The sequence below is a fragment of the Mesorhizobium sp. M0077 genome, assembly GCF_040322955.1.
Taxonomy (GTDB): domain Bacteria; phylum Pseudomonadota; class Alphaproteobacteria; order Rhizobiales; family Rhizobiaceae; genus Mesorhizobium.
Map to the genome: position 1 here is coordinate 75,513 of NZ_JAMYUL010000010.1, position 15,481 is coordinate 90,993.

Annotated in this window: 20 protein-coding genes; 13 read left to right on the forward strand and 7 right to left on the reverse strand. The window is 63.7% G+C overall.

Annotated features, from left to right (window positions below; translation table 11 throughout):
* Positions 1-13 precede the first annotated feature (13 nt).
* The 4 genes from ruvA to NKJ57_RS19720 all read right to left on the reverse strand — a co-directional run bounded on the left by ruvA (position 14) and on the right by NKJ57_RS19720 (position 2,514).
* Positions 14-634 (reverse strand): Holliday junction branch migration protein RuvA, encoded by a 621-nt coding sequence (gene ruvA / locus NKJ57_RS19705; RefSeq protein WP_352512215.1) that lies wholly within the window; start codon positions 632-634, stop codon positions 14-16.
* A 10-nt stretch (positions 635-644) separates the two neighbouring features.
* Positions 645-1,151 carry a crossover junction endodeoxyribonuclease RuvC gene (gene ruvC, locus NKJ57_RS19710; protein WP_023668769.1) on the reverse strand — a complete coding sequence of 169 codons (507 nt, stop codon included), beginning with the start codon at positions 1,149-1,151 and terminating at the stop codon, positions 645-647.
* 66 nt (positions 1,152-1,217) lie between these two features.
* The gene (gene rcdA, locus NKJ57_RS19715; protein ID WP_023668768.1) at positions 1,218-1,748 is read right to left on the reverse strand and encodes a protease adaptor protein RcdA; all 531 of its coding nucleotides are present in this window, start codon (positions 1,746-1,748) and stop codon (positions 1,218-1,220) included.
* A 385-nt stretch (positions 1,749-2,133) separates the two neighbouring features.
* Positions 2,134-2,514, reverse strand: a complete 381-nt coding sequence (locus tag NKJ57_RS19720) for a hypothetical protein (RefSeq protein WP_023668767.1) — start codon at positions 2,512-2,514, stop codon at positions 2,134-2,136.
* Between the two features lie 311 nt (positions 2,515-2,825).
* Here NKJ57_RS19720 and NKJ57_RS19725 point away from each other — a divergent pair, with 311 nt between their 5' ends.
* Complete coding sequence (locus NKJ57_RS19725; RefSeq protein ID WP_352444878.1) at positions 2,826-3,377, forward strand: DUF2269 family protein; 552 nt, start codon at positions 2,826-2,828, stop codon at positions 3,375-3,377.
* Positions 3,378-3,384: 7 nt separating this feature from the next.
* Here NKJ57_RS19725 and NKJ57_RS19730 read toward each other — a convergent pair whose 3' ends face one another.
* Entirely contained in the window at positions 3,385-4,155 is a 771-nt protein-coding gene (locus tag NKJ57_RS19730) for a sulfite exporter TauE/SafE family protein (RefSeq protein WP_352512213.1), read from the reverse strand.
* On the opposite strand from NKJ57_RS19730, the gene NKJ57_RS19735 reads away from it, so the two are divergent.
* Positions 4,154-4,300, forward strand: coding sequence for a hypothetical protein (locus tag NKJ57_RS19735; protein WP_352512211.1), 147 nt, complete (start codon positions 4,154-4,156; stop codon positions 4,298-4,300). The genes NKJ57_RS19730 and NKJ57_RS19735 overlap by 2 nt on opposite strands.
* 84 nt (positions 4,301-4,384) lie before the next feature.
* Positions 4,385-4,882 carry a GNAT family N-acetyltransferase gene (locus NKJ57_RS19740; protein WP_023824263.1) on the forward strand — a complete coding sequence of 166 codons (498 nt, stop codon included), beginning with the start codon at positions 4,385-4,387 and terminating at the stop codon, positions 4,880-4,882.
* Here NKJ57_RS19740 and NKJ57_RS19745 read toward each other — a convergent pair.
* Complete coding sequence (locus tag NKJ57_RS19745; RefSeq protein ID WP_023747291.1) at positions 4,839-5,276, reverse strand: Lrp/AsnC family transcriptional regulator; 438 nt, start codon at positions 5,274-5,276, stop codon at positions 4,839-4,841. The genes NKJ57_RS19740 and NKJ57_RS19745 overlap by 44 nt on opposite strands.
* Positions 5,277-5,405: 129 nt before the next feature.
* Between NKJ57_RS19745 and NKJ57_RS19750 the strand changes: the two genes are divergently transcribed.
* The 3 genes from NKJ57_RS19750 to NKJ57_RS19760 all read left to right on the forward strand — a co-directional run bounded on the left by NKJ57_RS19750 (position 5,406) and on the right by NKJ57_RS19760 (position 8,224).
* Complete coding sequence (locus NKJ57_RS19750) at positions 5,406-6,323, forward strand: DMT family transporter (protein ID WP_023684172.1); 918 nt, start codon at positions 5,406-5,408, stop codon at positions 6,321-6,323.
* 142 nt (positions 6,324-6,465) lie between these two features.
* Positions 6,466-7,113, forward strand: a complete 648-nt coding sequence (locus tag NKJ57_RS19755; protein WP_352512209.1) for a thiamine phosphate synthase — start codon at positions 6,466-6,468, stop codon at positions 7,111-7,113.
* Positions 7,114-7,159: 46 nt separating this feature from the next.
* On the forward strand, positions 7,160-8,224 hold the full coding sequence (locus tag NKJ57_RS19760) for a tetratricopeptide repeat protein (protein ID WP_352573752.1): 1,065 nt from the start codon (positions 7,160-7,162) through the stop codon (positions 8,222-8,224).
* A 9-nt stretch (positions 8,225-8,233) separates the two neighbouring features.
* Here the strand turns inward: NKJ57_RS19760 and NKJ57_RS19765 are convergent, their stop codons facing one another.
* A complete protein-coding gene (locus NKJ57_RS19765; RefSeq protein WP_023742241.1) occupies positions 8,234-9,250 on the reverse strand; it encodes a zinc-dependent alcohol dehydrogenase family protein in 1,017 nt (338 codons plus the stop codon).
* Positions 9,251-9,330: 80 nt separating this feature from the next.
* Here NKJ57_RS19765 and NKJ57_RS19770 point away from each other — a divergent pair, with 80 nt between their 5' ends.
* The 7 genes from NKJ57_RS19770 to NKJ57_RS19800 all read left to right on the forward strand — a co-directional run bounded on the left by NKJ57_RS19770 (position 9,331) and on the right by NKJ57_RS19800 (position 15,477).
* Positions 9,331-10,215 carry a LysR family transcriptional regulator gene (locus NKJ57_RS19770; protein ID WP_352512205.1) on the forward strand — a complete coding sequence of 295 codons (885 nt, stop codon included), beginning with the start codon at positions 9,331-9,333 and terminating at the stop codon, positions 10,213-10,215.
* Positions 10,216-10,357: 142 nt separating this feature from the next.
* On the forward strand, positions 10,358-10,924 hold the full coding sequence (efp, locus tag NKJ57_RS19775) for an elongation factor P (RefSeq protein ID WP_023668757.1): 567 nt from the start codon (positions 10,358-10,360) through the stop codon (positions 10,922-10,924).
* A 22-nt stretch (positions 10,925-10,946) separates the two neighbouring features.
* Entirely contained in the window at positions 10,947-11,747 is an 801-nt protein-coding gene (locus tag NKJ57_RS19780) for an inositol monophosphatase family protein (RefSeq protein ID WP_023684166.1), read from the forward strand.
* 206 nt (positions 11,748-11,953) lie between these two features.
* Positions 11,954-12,574, forward strand: a complete 621-nt coding sequence (gene trhA / locus NKJ57_RS19785) for a PAQR family membrane homeostasis protein TrhA (protein WP_023694587.1) — start codon at positions 11,954-11,956, stop codon at positions 12,572-12,574.
* A gap of 179 nt (positions 12,575-12,753) precedes the next feature.
* Complete coding sequence (locus tag NKJ57_RS19790; RefSeq protein WP_023668754.1) at positions 12,754-13,779, forward strand: MotA/TolQ/ExbB proton channel family protein; 1,026 nt, start codon at positions 12,754-12,756, stop codon at positions 13,777-13,779.
* Between the two features lies 1 nt (position 13,780).
* Entirely contained in the window at positions 13,781-14,812 is a 1,032-nt protein-coding gene (locus NKJ57_RS19795; protein ID WP_023684164.1) for a peptidoglycan -binding protein, read from the forward strand.
* 239 nt (positions 14,813-15,051) lie between these two features.
* Complete coding sequence (locus tag NKJ57_RS19800; RefSeq protein ID WP_352512203.1) at positions 15,052-15,477, forward strand: hypothetical protein; 426 nt, start codon at positions 15,052-15,054, stop codon at positions 15,475-15,477.
* Positions 15,478-15,481: the final 4 nt, after the last annotated feature.

Consider the following 15,481-nt stretch of genomic DNA (forward strand, 5'->3'; position numbering starts at 1 on the left):
GACAAGCAATCACTCACCGCGCCAGTTCCTTCAGCCCGAAACGAATGAGCTTCGAGGCATCGGCGTCCTCGCCGGCCGTCTTCAGCGCCGCCGCGACAGCATTGGCTGCTGTGTCGCGCGAATAGCCGAGATTGACCAGCGCCGAGACGGCGTCGGTAATCGGCGCCGGCGCCACGCCTTCGCCGAGCTCCTGCTTAAGGTCGATGGTGCCGGAGGCGGTTCCGGCATAGGCCGGCGCCTTGTTCTTCAACTCGGTGACGATGCGCTCGGCCACCTTCTTGCCGACGCCGGGCGCGCGGCTGACCATGGCGATGTCGCGCAGCGCGATCGCATTGGCGAGGTCTGCCGGCGCCAGCGTCGACAGGATGGCCAGCGCCACCTTGGCGCCGACGCCTTGCACATTGCTCATCAACAGCCGGAACCATTCGCGCTCAAGCACCGACTGGAAACCGTAGAGCCGGATCATGTCCTCGCGCACATAGGTCTCGATGAACAGCACCACCGCCTCGCCGGGCGAAGGCAGCGCGGCCAGCGTGCGCGCCGAGCAATAGGCGACATAGCCGACGCCGTGCACATCGACGAGGCAGAAATCCTCCTCGATCTCGTCCAGCGTGCCTTTCAATTTGCCGATCATGCGTGATCCCTCATGCCAGCGCCATCCTGTAGGCGACGCTTTGCCGGTGATGCGCGTGGCAGATGGCGATAGCCAACGCGTCTGCGGCATGTTCGGTGTCGAAAACGGCTTTCGGCAACAGCACCTTTACCATCATGTGGATCTGCTTCTTGTCGCCATGGCCAACGCCGATCACCGCCTTTTTGACGGCATTGGGGGCATATTCGGCCACAACAAGGCCGGCGCGCGCCGGCACCAGCATGGCTATGCCGCGCGCCTGGCCGAGCTTCAGTGTCGCCACCGCATCCTTGTTGACGAAGGTTTGCTCGACGGCCGCTTCCTGGGGCATGGCCGCATGCAGGATCTCGGCCAGCCCGTCATGCAATTGGCAGAGCCGTGTCGCCAGCGCCGCCTTGTCGTCGGAGCGTACAGTGCCGGAGCTGATAAAGCGCAGCGAGTTGCCGAGGCTCTCGACGATGCCCCAGCCGGTGCGCCTCAGCCCCGGATCGATACCGATAATGCGAATCGCTTCCCTCATGCGCGAAGTCTACCTCCGGCGCACAGCGATGTCAGCGAAATGTGAACAAACCGGAAACGGAGGCGTTTAACCTCGAGCAAAAGCCGTGTTCAGCAGCGTGATCTGGTCGGAAACCGGATTGGCGCGGCGGGCGGCGGCAGGCGTCTCGGCAAACGCGCCGCCATAGATCTCTTCGTCCATGCGGCGCACCAGCGCCTGCAGGCGCAGCGAGCGGGTGACGAGGTCGAGGAAATCCTTCGGCAGTTCGCCCCAGCCGACCGCTTCGTCATGCGCCGAGGCGGTGTCGAGACGCACCTTGGATTTTTCCGAAGCGACCTGGTCGCGGGTCATCTCGCCGGAATTTGCCGCCCGCTGCAAAAGCAGCCAGGAGGCGACTTGCATCAACCTTGTGGTCAGCCGCATCGATTCGGCCGCATAGAGCGTCGCCGCCAGCCTGGACAGCTTCTTGGCCTCGGCCCGGCCCTTGCCGTCAAGATACTCGGCTGCCTGTTCGACCAGGCCCATGCCTTCCTGGTAGAGCGGTTTGAAGGATTGGGAGAAAACCCGGCGTTCCGCCAGCTTGATGGTTTTCGCGATGCCCTTCGAAGGCTCGTTCATCGATACGCCCCTGCACTGCCCCGTCGGCTGATTCGGCTTCTCGCCGTCACGCCGGCACCCTAGATGACTGAAGCTTGAAAATGCGCTTCGCCGCCGGCGAAGGCAAGCACATGTTTAACAAACGGTTAACGCCTGCGCAGGGGCGCCAAGCGGACCAAAAGCAGACAAAAAAAGAGCCGCGGATAAGGCGGCTCTCAGGAGTTTAACAGGGAGGCGTCAAACGAAGTGGCTCCAACCACTCGGTAAGAATCCAGATCACTGGATGGACATAGTAAACACCTGTAAAGCTTAATGAACCCTTAACGGCGCGGATATTTCTTGATCGACCGCTGCCCTTCTGTGCCGTATCAGCACAACGGTGCCCTAAGCCTGATCGTCGGCTTGTTCATGCCTTCTTCCACACAGCCGGCAAGGAAATGAAGGCGAACAGCAGCATTGCCGCATAAAACCCCATCGAGGAGGAAGCCAGCACCGGCTCGATCTCCGGATGGCCGGCAAGTTCAAAGTAAAGCCCAATCATCAGTGCGATGCCGCAGATTGCCGTCAGCCAGAAATGCACGACGGCAATCGTCTTTTGCCCGACCGCTGGAAACAGGTGGTAGAAGAAGGCAAACACCGCCGACATCAGCCAGCCCGCCACCATGGTGTGCGCGTGGGTCGGCATCTGCCCATGGTCATTGGAGATCGCCATATGCAGGCCGAGCGCCATGCCGCACAGGGAATAGATGACGGCCAGGGTGAAGAAATTTCGTGCTACGCCTTGCATGGGATACCCTCGTTGGTTGTTGCAGACTTGGTCCGACCGCGCGCGGCCAAAATGGAGCGTCGGTCGCGAGCGGCTTAGTCCCCGTAGGTTTCAGGATCATGCCGCGAAACCAGCCAATGCCGACACGGCGTCTATCCGGCAAATGCCGGGTATTGTGCGGGCTGGCGGTAAAATCCGGCGACGGCGCCACCGCAACAAGCCGGCACCCACGCGGCATCTTCTGGATACATGTACGGAGATAATCCGCCCTCCTTCGGAAGCAGACGCGCGATAGCAGCGTTTACCCCCGGAACGATGCACAAGGAGCGGCAATGGACTGGTATTCTCTCTTCAAATTCCTGCATGTCATGGCAGCGATCCTCTGGCTCGGCGGCGGTTTCGCCATGCTGCTGGTTTCGATACTCGCCGATCGCGACGGCGACGACGAGACGCTGATGGTCATGCTGAGAACGACGGACAAACTCGGCTTGCGTCTGTTCGTGCCGGCGTCTATCGCGACCCTGGCTTCTGGTCTGGTGCTGACTTCGCTATGGACCGGCTTCTCCGACCTTTGGGTCGTCATCGGCCTTTGCGGCTACGCCGCCGCGTTTCTGACCGGTATCCTCGTGCTGAAGCCTTCGTTCGAAAAGCTTGCCACAATGCTTGCCGCGGACGGCATGACCCCGGCTGCCATAGCGTTTGGGCGCCGCATGATACGGATCGTCAAGTTCGATTTCGTCATCATGATCGTCGTCGTCGCCGACATGGTGCTGAAGCCGACCGCGCACGACATCGCCACTCTCGGCGCAATGGCGGTCGTGGTCATGGGTGGTGCATCGCTGACCTTTGCGAGCGCCCCGCGAACCAAACCGGCAGCCGCCTGAGCGGGATTTAGAGCAGGCCGGCGATCCCGTCCCAAAGCAGCTTGACCGCGACCACGGCCACGGTCGCGTAGGTGAAGGGATAAAAAATCTCCGGCCGCATGCGCCGCACCAGCCAGGCGCCGGCGATGGTGGCCAGCGGCGCCAGCGGCATCAGCACGGCCGACGCCGTCAGGTTGGCGGTGTCGAACTGGCCAAGCGCGAAGTAGGGGATCAGCTTCAGCGCGTTGGTGGCGGCAAAGAAGATCGCCGATGTCCCCGACAGCACCTTCGGATCGAGCCGGATCGGCAGCGCATAGACCTGGAAGGGGGGCCCGCCGACATGGGCGACGAAGCTGGTGAAGCCGGCGACGGTGCCCCAGAAGGCGGCGGCGATGCGGTTGGGCGCCGCCGCATGGTCGGAACCGTGGCGGAACTGGAGATAGAGCCAGCGCAGCACGAAGATCAGCGCGACAGCGCCGACGATCAGCCGCACCATCTCTTCGGTTACGAGCGCTGCCGTCAGCCAGCCGAGCCCAATGCCGATCACCGCGCCCGGCATCATGTCGACCAGCATCTTTCTGTCGTAGACGCCCCACCACGTCCACACCGAAACGATGTCCATCAGGCACAGGATCGGCAGCAGGATGGCCGCCGCCTGCACCGGCGGCATGGCCAGCGCCATCAAAGGCACGCCGACGAAGCCGACAGCGCCGCCGAAGCCGCCTTTCGACAGCCCGACAAGTATCACCGCCGGAATGGCGGCGGCATAAAACCACGGATCGGGGAGCAGACCTGACATGAACTGGAAAAGCTGGAGGGAAGACGGTTGCCCTGCAATAGCCCAGAAACCCTTGCGCCGCGACCGGGAAAATGCCGGCCGTGTCGATCAACTGTGCGTAAAGCGACGGTTCCGGATTTACGGCAAGATCGCCGCCGATGCATAAGGGCGCCGTCCGATGCATCAGGTTTTGACCCCAGGTTTTGGTCCCAGGTTTTGACCCCAGGTTTTTGACCCCAGGTTTTTGACAATGAGCGAACCCCACATCCGCCGCGCCGAAGCGGCCGACCTGCCTGCCATCGTAGCCATGCTCGCCGACGATCCGCTTGGCCGCAGCCGCGAGGATGCGACCGAGCCACTCGCCAAGGCCTATCGCGACGCCTTTGCCGCCATCGACGCCGACCCCAACCAGTTTCTTGCCGTGATGACGGATAGCGGCCGCGTCATCGGCACGTTGCAGATCAGCTATCTCGCCGGGCTGTCGCTGCAGGGCGCCTTGCGCGGCCAGATCGAGGCTGTGCGCGTCGTCGCAGACCGCCGCGGCGAACGGCTGGGACAGCGTCTGCTGGAATGGGCGGTCGAACAGTGCCGTGAACGCGGCTGCAAGATTGTCCAGCTGACCACCAACAAGAGCCGCCAGGACGCGCATCGCTTCTATGACCGGCTCGGCTTCAAGGCCAGCCACATCGGCTACAAGCTGGAGCTTAATTCAGTGGCGGCGGACGGCGCCGGATCGGCTGCGCCTTGATGATGGCGGTGCTGGTCTCCGCCTTGTCGGCGATGCGGTCGAGAAGCTTGTCGAGCTCGCCGATGGAGCGCACGTAGAGCCGGGCCACGAAACAGTCGTCGCCGGTGACCTTGTCGCATTCGCCGAATTCCGGGATCTCCTCGATCAGCTTCTGCACGATGTGCAGCTTGCCCGGCAGTGGCCGCACCCGCACGATCGCCTGCAGCGGAAACCCCAGCGCCTCCGGCTCGATCTCGATGGTGAAGGCGCGGATGACGCCGCGTTCCTCGAGCCGCCGGAGCCGTTCCGAGACGCTCGGCGACGACAGCCCGACCTGCTGCGCCAGATCCTTCAACGAAGTCCGCGAATCCAGGATCAGGATGTCGAGAAGCTTTCTGTCCAACTCGTCCAGCATTTTCATCTCCTAGCAAAAGGGCAGCGCGCGCCTTATTAAATAAGGTGTTGTGCGCTTATCACCTTTCATAAGGCATATAAACCCTCAAGGCGGCATGAGATTATGGCCTCAACAGATAGAGGTATTGTCATGGACAACACGGTACGCGGCACGATCGAGATGACGGCGGCGATGACGATCGTCGGCACGATCGGCTGGTTTGTCGTCATGTCGGGCCAGCCCGTCATGGACGTGGTGTTCTGGCGCTGCGCTTTCGGAGCGGTGGCGCTGCTGATCACCTGCGCGGCACTCGGGCTGCTGCGCGGCAGGCTGACGCTGCGCATTGTTGCCATCGCCGCTCTTGGCGGCGCGGCCATTGTCATCAACTGGCTGTTGCTGTTCAGCGCCTTCTCCCGCGCCTCGATCTCGATTGCCACGGCGGTCTACAACACGCAGCCCTTCATGCTGGTCGGCTTCGGCGCGCTGTTCTTCGGCGAGCGGCTGACCCTGGCCAAGCTGACCTGGCTCGGCATCGCCTTCGCCGGCATGCTGCTGATCGTGCAGACAGGGCCCGATGCGGGTGTCGGTTCCGGCATAACCGGCACAGATTATGTCATCGGCATCGTCATGGCGCTCGGAGCGGCCTTCTTCTGGGCTGTCGCGGCAATCGTCGCCAAGAAGCTCAAGGGCACCCCGCCGCATCTGATCGCGCTGATCCAGGTCTGCGTCGGCGTCGTCATGCTGGCGCCCTTCGCCAACCTCTCGCATTTGCCCGCAGATGCCTGGAGCTGGGCCATGCTGGCCACGCTTGGCGTCGTTCACACGGGCCTGGTGTACATATTGATGTACGCCGCCATCCAGAAACTGCCGACGCATCTGCAGGGGTCGCTGTCCTTCATCTATCCTGTCGTGGCGATCCTGGTCGATGTCATGGCTTTCGGCCACCGGCTGCATCCGGCCCAGCTCGTCGGCGCCGCCGCGATCCTGGTCGCCGCCGCCGGCATGAACCTCGGCTGGACTTTGTGGAAAGCCAAACCAACGGTCGAAAGCCCGCAAGCCGTCAAATGAGCGGCAGAGCGTCTTCTTGCGGGCTATCGTAAACCAAAGCCATCTCATCGATCCCCGCCCGCCTGTTCAAGGCGGGCGCTTTGTTCTATGCCGCAATGCAACCATCTTCGCCCGGCATAGGCGAAACCCGGGATCGAAAGCCATGAACGACGCAACACCCCCCAACCGCTGCCGCATCGTGCTGATCGCACCCAAGGACGCTCCGGCGCAGCGCATTGCGGCTGCCTTCGACGGCGGTGATATCGCTTCCCTGATCCTGCCTGAGAACGGCATGGACGAGGCTGCCTTCCAGGCCTTCGCAGAACAGATCGTACCGGCCGCGCAAGCGGCCGGCATCGCCGTCGTCATCGCCGGCGATACCCGCATTGCCGGCCGTGTCCAGGCCGACGGCATTCATGTCGAGGTTTCCAAGGACGCGCTCGCCGAGACCATCGAACACTTCCAGGGCAAGATGATGGTCGGCGCCGGCGGCGCCAAGACGCGCGACGACGCGCTGGAACTCGGCGAAACCAGGCCCGACTACATCTTCTTCGGCCGCTTCGGCTACGACAACAAGCCGGAACCGCATCCGCGCAACCTGTCGCTCGGGCAATGGTGGGCGGACGTGATTGAGATCCCTTGCGTCGTCATGGCCGGTTCCGCCATCGCTTCGGTAGAAGCGGTGGCCGCCACTGGCGCCGAGTTCGTGGCGCTGTCCAGCGCCGTTTTTGCCGAAGGCGCCGATCCGAAGGCGGCGATTGCTGCCGCCAATGCGCTGCTCGACGAAACCGCGCCGCGCTTCGAGGGCTGACGTGCGCCGACCTGGACTTCCTCTGGCGGTTCTCGTTGCGGCCTTGATGAGCGGGGCAGCGATCGCGGCGGAGACCGTTCCGCTGCCGCAGCCGAGGCCGGACACCAGCGCGCCCGCCCTCAGCGTGCCGGATGCGGTCGCCCCCGATACGGGTGCCCCGAAAGCCGGTGCCACGGATTCCGGCGTCCATATCGAAAAGCCGATCGACACCCCGCTGCCGCAGCCGGCGACAACCGCGCCGCTGCCGTCGGCCGACGCGATCAACCCAGAGCGTTTCGGCGCCAAGCCGGCGGACCCCGCCTATGGCGCTTTCCAGCGCGGTCTTTACAAGACCGCCTACAATCTGGCGCTGGTGCGGGCCAAGAATGGCGACCCGGCGGCGCAAACGCTGGTGGCCGAGATCCTGTCGCGCGGGTTGGGCGTGCCGCTCAACCCAGCGGAAGCCGCCAAATGGTATGCGCAGGCCGCCGAGCAGGGGATTCCTGAATCGCAGTTCCAGTATGCGCTGATGCTGCTCGACGGCCGCTACGTCAAGAAGGACGAGAAGGGAGCTTATGCGTTGATGCAGGCCGCCGCCGAGGCCGGCAACCGGCTGGCGCAGTTCAACTTCGCGCAATTGCTCGTGCAGCAGGATCCGGGCGCCGCCGCCCCCCCCAGGGCTGTGCCTTATTATGAGCGTGCCGCGGCGACAGGGCTTGCCGACGCCCAGTATGCGATGGCGCAGGTCTATGCCAATGGCGTCGGCGGCAAGACCCGCGACGATGGAAAGGCCCGCAGCTTGCTGGCACAGGCTGCCAGGCAGAACTACGACACCGCGCAGATCGATCTTGCCGCCTGGATGATCGAGGGCCGGGGCGGTGTTCGCGACCTGAAATCCGGCTTCAACTGGATGAAGCAGGCAGCTGAAGGCGGCAATGTCGCTGCCCAGAACCGGTTGGCAAAGCTCTATATGGGCGGCATCGGAACCGACCCCGACCTGATCCTGGCCGGGGCCTGGTATGTGGTCGCCCGCCGCGCCGGCCTTATCGATCCGGAGATGGACGATTTCCTGCAAGGGCTGACCGACGATCAGACAAAGCAAGCCTTGCAGAAGGCCAACCGCCTGCCCTGACACGCAACGTCACTGTGTATGATCCAGCACGACCTTGCCGAAGGGAGAGCCGTGTTCGAGATGGCGAAAGGCCTGCGCTGCCTCTGCCCATGGGAAGACCCGGTCGATCACCGGCCGCAGCCGATTGACGGCGAGCGCCCGGTTCATCGCTTCGAAGGACTCGCGCGAGCCGACCGGTATGCCGCGTGCTTTCACCTGGCGTCGGAAGATGTCGAGCGGATTGATCACCCCTTCGCTGCCGCCGAGATAGCCGATGACGTTGATCTGGGCGCCGCGCGCCGACGCCTTGAGCGACTGCGCGAAACTCTGGGGACCACCGACTTCGATGATGTGGTCCGCGCCGCGGCCATCGGTCAGCGCCAGCACGGCCGACGACCAGTCCGGATTGTCGCGGTAGTTGATGCCGTGATGCGCGCCAAGCCCCTTCGCCCGGGCAAGCTTCTCATCGCTGCTCGACGTAACAATGACGCGCGCGCCGGCCGCCCTTGCCAACTGCACGGCAAACAGCGACACGCCGCCGGTGCCGAGGCTGAGCACGGTTTCGCCTGGCTTGAGCTTGCCCTCGGTGAACAACGCATGCCAGGCAGTGACCGCGGCGCAAGGCAACGTCGCCGCCTCGACATCGCTGAGCTGCGCCGGGGCGATGACCGCCGCCTGTTCGTCCAGCCGGGCGAATTCGCTTAGCAGCCCATCGATGGGGCCACCGCGCTGGTATGAGGGTTCGGCCATGGCGAAGCTGCCGCCGACCCATCGCTGCCAGAACGTGCCGCAGACCCGGTCGCCGACCTTGAAGCGGCTGACCTCGGAGCCAACCGCAACGACCTCGCCGACGCCGTCGGAAAGCGGCACCAGCGGCAAGGGGAATGTCGTGTGATAGCTGCCGCGCGCGATCTCGACATCGCGGTAGTTGAGCGCCGTCGCCTTGACGCGGACGATCATCTCCTGACGGCCGGGTTCCGGCGTTGGCCGTTCGACCATCATGAGATTGTCGATGCCGCCTGGGCTCTGCAGTTCGATTGCCTTCATTGTCATTGTCCTTCCGTTTGAAAGGAAAATCGCTTGCCAGGCGGTGGATTTCAAATTCATAATGTTCAGAATGATTATGCTTGCAAAACATCGTTCTGACTATGCTTGAGGAATTGCGCACGCTCGCCCTGTTTGCCGAGGAGGGCTCGATCCAGAAGGTCGCCCGGCGCCTGCCGCTGACGCAGCCGGCTGTGACCCGGCAAATCCAGCGGCTGGAGGACATGCTTGGCACGACGCTGCTCGACCGCCGGCAAAAGCCGCCGCGACTGACGCCGACGGGGCTGGGAGTGCTGGCGCGCGGACGCGATATCATCGCTTCCGTAGAAGCGCTGAAATCCTTCGCCGGAAAGACCGAGCCGGAAGGTCTGTTCCGCCTTGGCCTCGCTCATGGCCTCTCGGACCGCGACATCGCCGGGGCCATCGCCAACGCCGCGGCGGCGTTCCCGAAAGTGTCGCTACGGCTCAAGACCGGCTGGAGCGCCGAACTAATCGGTCAATTCGAACGCGGCGAGCTCGATGTGACGATTGTTCTGCGATCGTCGGATAAGCCAGGCCCGGAAGCGCTTGGCACTGAACGTCTTGGCGTCATAGCTGCGTCCACCGTCCCCGATCCGGAAGACGGTGGCCGGACACCCATGCCGTGGGTGCTTAGTCCGGCCCCTTGCGACGCGCGCCAGAAACTCATGTCCGTTCTGGTCGGCGGAAGGCGTTATTTCGAGATCGCGGCGGAGATACAGGATCCGGCCTTGCAGATGGAATGGGTCCGTCGGGGGCACGGCCTTGGGCTAGTGCCGTTGCGTCTTGCAAGGCGCGGACTTCCCGACGGCCTCATGCTGGTCAACACGGAAGATGTCGACCTTTCCTTGCAGGTCGCCGCACTTCGTTCGCCTCATCTCAACCGGCTGACTGAGGCTGCGGACGCCATCGTCGAGGCTGTCGGCAGAGTCATTGCGGCCCAGGTTTGAGGCTACCAGCCCTTGTCGGGCGATCTGGCATCCCCTTGCCTCTCCTGCCGATTTGTGGTCTTGGGAGCCCGAAATCGCTTGTCCAGCGACCATCCCCATACCAACGGCCAAGCCGTTGGTAGCATCCCGGATCAATCTCATCATGGCCAAGATCAATGGCAACGAAATCCGTCCCGGCTATGTCATCGAGCACGATGGCGGCCTTTGGGTGGCGGTCAGGACCAACACCGTCAAGCCCGGCAAGGGCGGTGCCTATAACCAGGTCGAACTGAAGAACCTGATCAACGGCACCAAGCTCAACGAGCGCTTCCGCTCGGCCGAGACCGTCGAGCAGATCCGGCTCGACCTGAAGGATTTTTCCTTCCTCTACGCCCAGGACGACGCACTGGTGTTCATGGACACGCAGAGCTACGAGCAGCTCGAGCTGGCGAAGGATTTCGTCGGCGACCGCGCCGCCTTCCTGCAGGACGGCATGATGGTGACGGTCCAGCTCTATGAGGACAGGCCGATCGGCATTTCGCTGCCCGACCAGGTGACGCTGACCATCACCGAGGCCGACCCGGTGGTGAAGGGCCAGACGGCCGCGTCCTCGTACAAGCCGGCGGTGCTGGAAAACGGCATCCGCGTGCTGGTGCCGCCATTCATCGGCGCTGGCGAACGCATCGTCGTCGACACCAACGAACTCACCTACATGCGCCGCGCAGACTGACGCGTAGGCAGGAACAGATACGATGGCACGCTCCGCACTTCTCAATGTCATGGTCCAGGCCGCCATGAAGGCCGGCCGCTCGCTGTCGCGCGACTTCGGCGAGGTGCAGAACCTGCAGGTGTCGATGAAGGGACCGGGCGACTATGTCAGCCAAGCCGACCGCAAGGCCGAGGACATTCTGTTTGCCGAACTGTCGAAGGCACGGCCGGGCTATGCCTTCCTGATGGAAGAGCGCGGCATGATCGCAGGGGACGACGACCAGCACCGTTGGATCGTCGACCCGCTCGACGGCACCACCAATTTCCTGCACGGCATTCCGATCTTTTCCATCTCGATCGCGCTGGAGCGACAGGGCCAGTTGGTCGCCGCCGTCATCTACAATCCGGCAATGGATGAGCTCTACACCGCCGAGCGCGGCGGCGGCGCCTTCATGAACGATCGCCGGCTGCGCGTTGCCGGCCGCAGCAAGCTCACCGACTGCGTCATCGGCTGCGGCGTGCCGCATCTCGGCCGCGGCCAGCACGGCAATTTCCTCGTCGAGTTGCGCAATGTGATGGCCGAGGTCTCGGGCGTGCGCCGCCTGGGTTCCGCCGCGCTCGATCTCGCTTATGTCGCCGCCGGCCGCATGGACGGCTTTTGGGAAACCGGCCTTTCGGCCTGGGACATTGCCGCCGGCCTGCTGCTGATCCGCGAGGCCGGTGGCTTCGTCTCCGACATGGATGGCGGCCAGGATATGCTCGAAGCGGGTTCGCTCGTCGCCGGCAACGAGGTCATACAGCGCGCGCTGCTCAAGGCGGTGAAGAAGCCGCTTTCGGCGCGCTGATCACTTGGCATGCCGGCGCGGCGTGCTGAAGCGCCGCAGTCGCAAAACCGCAATCAAAGCTTGAAATACTGCCCGGCGGCCGCCCAGATAAGGGTGACGCAGGATTTTTTATGACGAGCATACCTTCACTATCCTCGCGAGAAGCGCAGCCAGACCAGCCAGTTGAAATCCCTTATGTCGGGCGTTGGCACTACTCGCGTGCGGAGATGATCGCCGATGGCATCGTCCATGCGGTCGGCATCGTGCTGGCGATAGCCGCCGGCTCGGCGTTGCTGGCGCTGGCCGCCTTCCATGCCGGTCCCGGCGAATACATCGCCGCCGCCTTCTTCGTGGTGTCGCTGCTGACTGTGCTGTCGATTTCGCTGACCTACAATCTGTGGCCGGTGACGTCGCCGGCGAAGTGGATCTTGCGGCGCTTCGATCATGCGGCGATCTATCTCCTGATCGCCGCGACCTACACGCCCTTTCTGGCCCAGCTCGACGGCTCGCCGCTGGCGCTGCCGATGATTGTCCTTGTCTGGACCGCTGCTTTGACCGGCATTGCCATGAAAGTGTTCCTGCCCGGCCGCTTCGATCGTCTGGCCATTGTCTTCTATCTCGCCATCGGCTGGAGCGGCGTCGTCCTGGTCAAGCCGCTGGTGGCGACGTTGCCGACGACCTCGATCGCGCTGATTGTCGCCGGCGGCATCGTGTACTCCTGCGGCGTCATCTTCTTCGCCTGGAAACGCCTGCGCTTTCACAATGCCCTCTGGCACGGCTTTGTCGTCACCGGCGCCGGGCTGCATCTTGCCGCCATGGTCGACTGCCTGGTCGTCAACCGCCTCTGAACGGCGTGGTGCGGCCCGACAGTCGGGCAATATTGCCAAGCGCCATTCAATTTGGTCACAATTCCGTTTAGAGTCGCGAATTACGTGATCGGCGGCACTGGAGCGGTTCCAGGGAAGTATGAGCGGCTTCCCGTTCGGAATTGCGTCAAGGCAAATAGAGCATCGGAAACGGGGCACGGATGGCTTTTCTCAGATCCTTCGGCGTGGGCAGGCGTTCTGATGTCCTGATGTACGATCCGCACAAACTGTCGAGCCCGCAGGTCTTCCTCCTGACCATGGTCATCTTCCTGGTCATCGTCGCCTTCATCGCCGCCATCCTCACCCGCCAGATCTCGACCGCTTTCGGGAGCAATCCCGGCCTCAATGGCCTGATCGTCGGCGTCCTTGTGGTCGGCATCCTGCTTGCCTTCGCCCAGGTCGGACGACTGTTTCGCGAAGTGCGCTGGGTCAATTCCTTCCGCGCCGGTTCCGAAACCACCGAGCCGGTGCTGCTGGCGCCGATGAAGGCGATGATCGGCCGCTCCTCGACGGTCGCCTTCTCGACGTCTTCGATGCGCACCATGCTGGATTCGATCGCCACCCGCCTCGACGAAAGCCGCGACACCTCGCGCTATCTCGTCGGGTTGCTGGTGTTCCTCGGTCTGCTCGGCACCTTCTGGGGCCTGCTCAACACCATCGGCTCGATCCGCGAAACCATCGAATCGCTCGATCCCGGCACCGGCGACGCCGCCGCCGTGCTCGATTCGCTGAAGCAGGGGCTGTCGGCGCCGCTGGCCGGCATGGGTACGGCCTTTTCGTCCTCGCTGTTCGGCCTTTCCGGGTCGCTGGTGCTAGGCTTCCTCGACCTGCAGGCCGGCCGCGCGCAGACCCGCTTCTATACCGAGCTTGAAAACTGGCTGTCCTCGGTCACCGATCTCTCCTCCGACATCGCCGTCGCCGACCCGGCCAAGACTGAATCCTCCGACGAGATCCGGGTCCTGTCGGAACGGCTGCGCAGCATGCAGGAAAGCGGCGGCGGCTCCAATCCGCGCGTCGCCACCGCCATGGCCAATCTCGCCGACGGCATTTCCGGCCTGGTCAAGAACATGCGCTCCGAGCAGCAGATCATGCGCGACTGGGTCGAGGCCCAGTCGGACGAGCAGAAGGCGATGCGCAACACGCTGGAAAAGATCGCCGACGCGCTGAAGAAACCCGGGGTCCACTAGCATGGCTCTCGCCAGGGGCCGGCGCACCGATCGCCGGATCGACTATTGGCCGGGCTTCGTCGACGCGCTGTCGACGCTGCTGCTCGCCATCATGTTCCTGCTCACCGTTTTCGTGCTGGCGCAGTTCCTGCTCGGACGCGAACTCTCCGGCAAGGATACGGCGCTCACGCGCCTCAACTCGCAGATCAACGAACTGACGCAGTTGCTGGCGCTGGAGCGCTCGAGCGCGCAGGACAAGGACGATTCGCTGGCCAATCTGCAGGCGTCGCTGTCGGCCGCCGAAGCTGAGAAGAGCCGGCTCGAGCAGCTGCTGGCGCAAGGTGCCGGCGCCGGCGACGCCGCCACCCAGCGCGCCGCGGAACTCGGCGGCGAACTCGACAGCCAGCGCCAGATCAGCCAGCAGGCGCTGAGCCAGGTCGAGATCCTGAACCAGCAGATCGCAGCACTGCGCAAGCAGATCGGCGCGCTCGAGGACGCCCTCAACGTGTCCGAAACGCGCGACCGCGATTCCAACACCAAGATCGCCGATCTCGGCCGTCGGCTCAACGTCGCGCTGGCGCAGCGCGTGCAGGAGCTGAACCGCTATCGCTCCGACTTCTTCGGCCGCCTGCGCGAAATCCTCGCCGACCGCGAGAACATCCGCATCGTCGGCGACCGCTTCGTCTTCCAGTCGGAAGTTCTGTTCCCGACCGGGTCGGAAGTGATCAACGATGCCGGCAAGGTCGAGATGAAGAAGCTCGCCGATGCCATCATCGAGTTGCAAAAGGAAATCCCGCCCGAGATCAACTGGGTGCTGCGCGTCGACGGCCACACCGACAACAAGCCGCTGTCCGGCGCCGGCCGCTATCGCGACAATTGGGAATTGTCGACGGCGCGTTCGACCTCGGTGGTCAAGTTCCTGATCGAGAACGGCGTCCCCGCCAACCGGCTGGTTGCGGCCGGCTTCGGCGAATTCCAGCCGCTCGACCCCGCCGACACCGAAGACGCCCGCAACAAGAACCGACGCATTGAACTGAAGCTCACCGAACGGTGATTTTCAGTCACGCGAAATTGTTTGCCGGCTCAACTCTAGGGCGCAACGCCAGGTCGGCAAGGCCTGAAAACATTATCTTTCTTTAATTACACTTCGCGTTTCCGGGCTCCTACTTTGACGCGCAGGGCCGAGAACCGCCGGCGATGTCTCCCATCGCGACGCGACGGAACCGGACGGCCCGCTTCCGGAAGGCGGAGCGAAAGCGCTTGCCCCTTCCACAGCAGGAGGAGACGCACATCATGCGCTCTTTGAAGACTCTCAGGACTGCAACCCTCACGACACTTCTGGTCACTGTTCCACTCGCCGGCGCCTATGCCGCCGGACATCACAAGGGCGCCCTCGACGCCAGCGACCCGACCGACATGACCGGTCCGCGCGTGACCGGCCTGATCGAGCAGGTGCGGGGCGTCGAACAGGGCATCACGGATGCGCGCGAAACGAAGGGCATCTCGACCTCGGAAGCGCGGTGGCTGCATCTGCGTGCGGCGCATATCGGCCAGGCCGCCGAACGGGTCGCCGCTTCGGACCATGGCCGGATCCCGGCCGCGCAATATCACGATCTGCTGCGCCGCCTCGACAATGTCGATCTGAGGCTGATGTCCGACACCGGCAGCGGCTTCATGATCGGTGATGGCTCCGACGGCGGGAATTATCCGAACGGCTGAGATC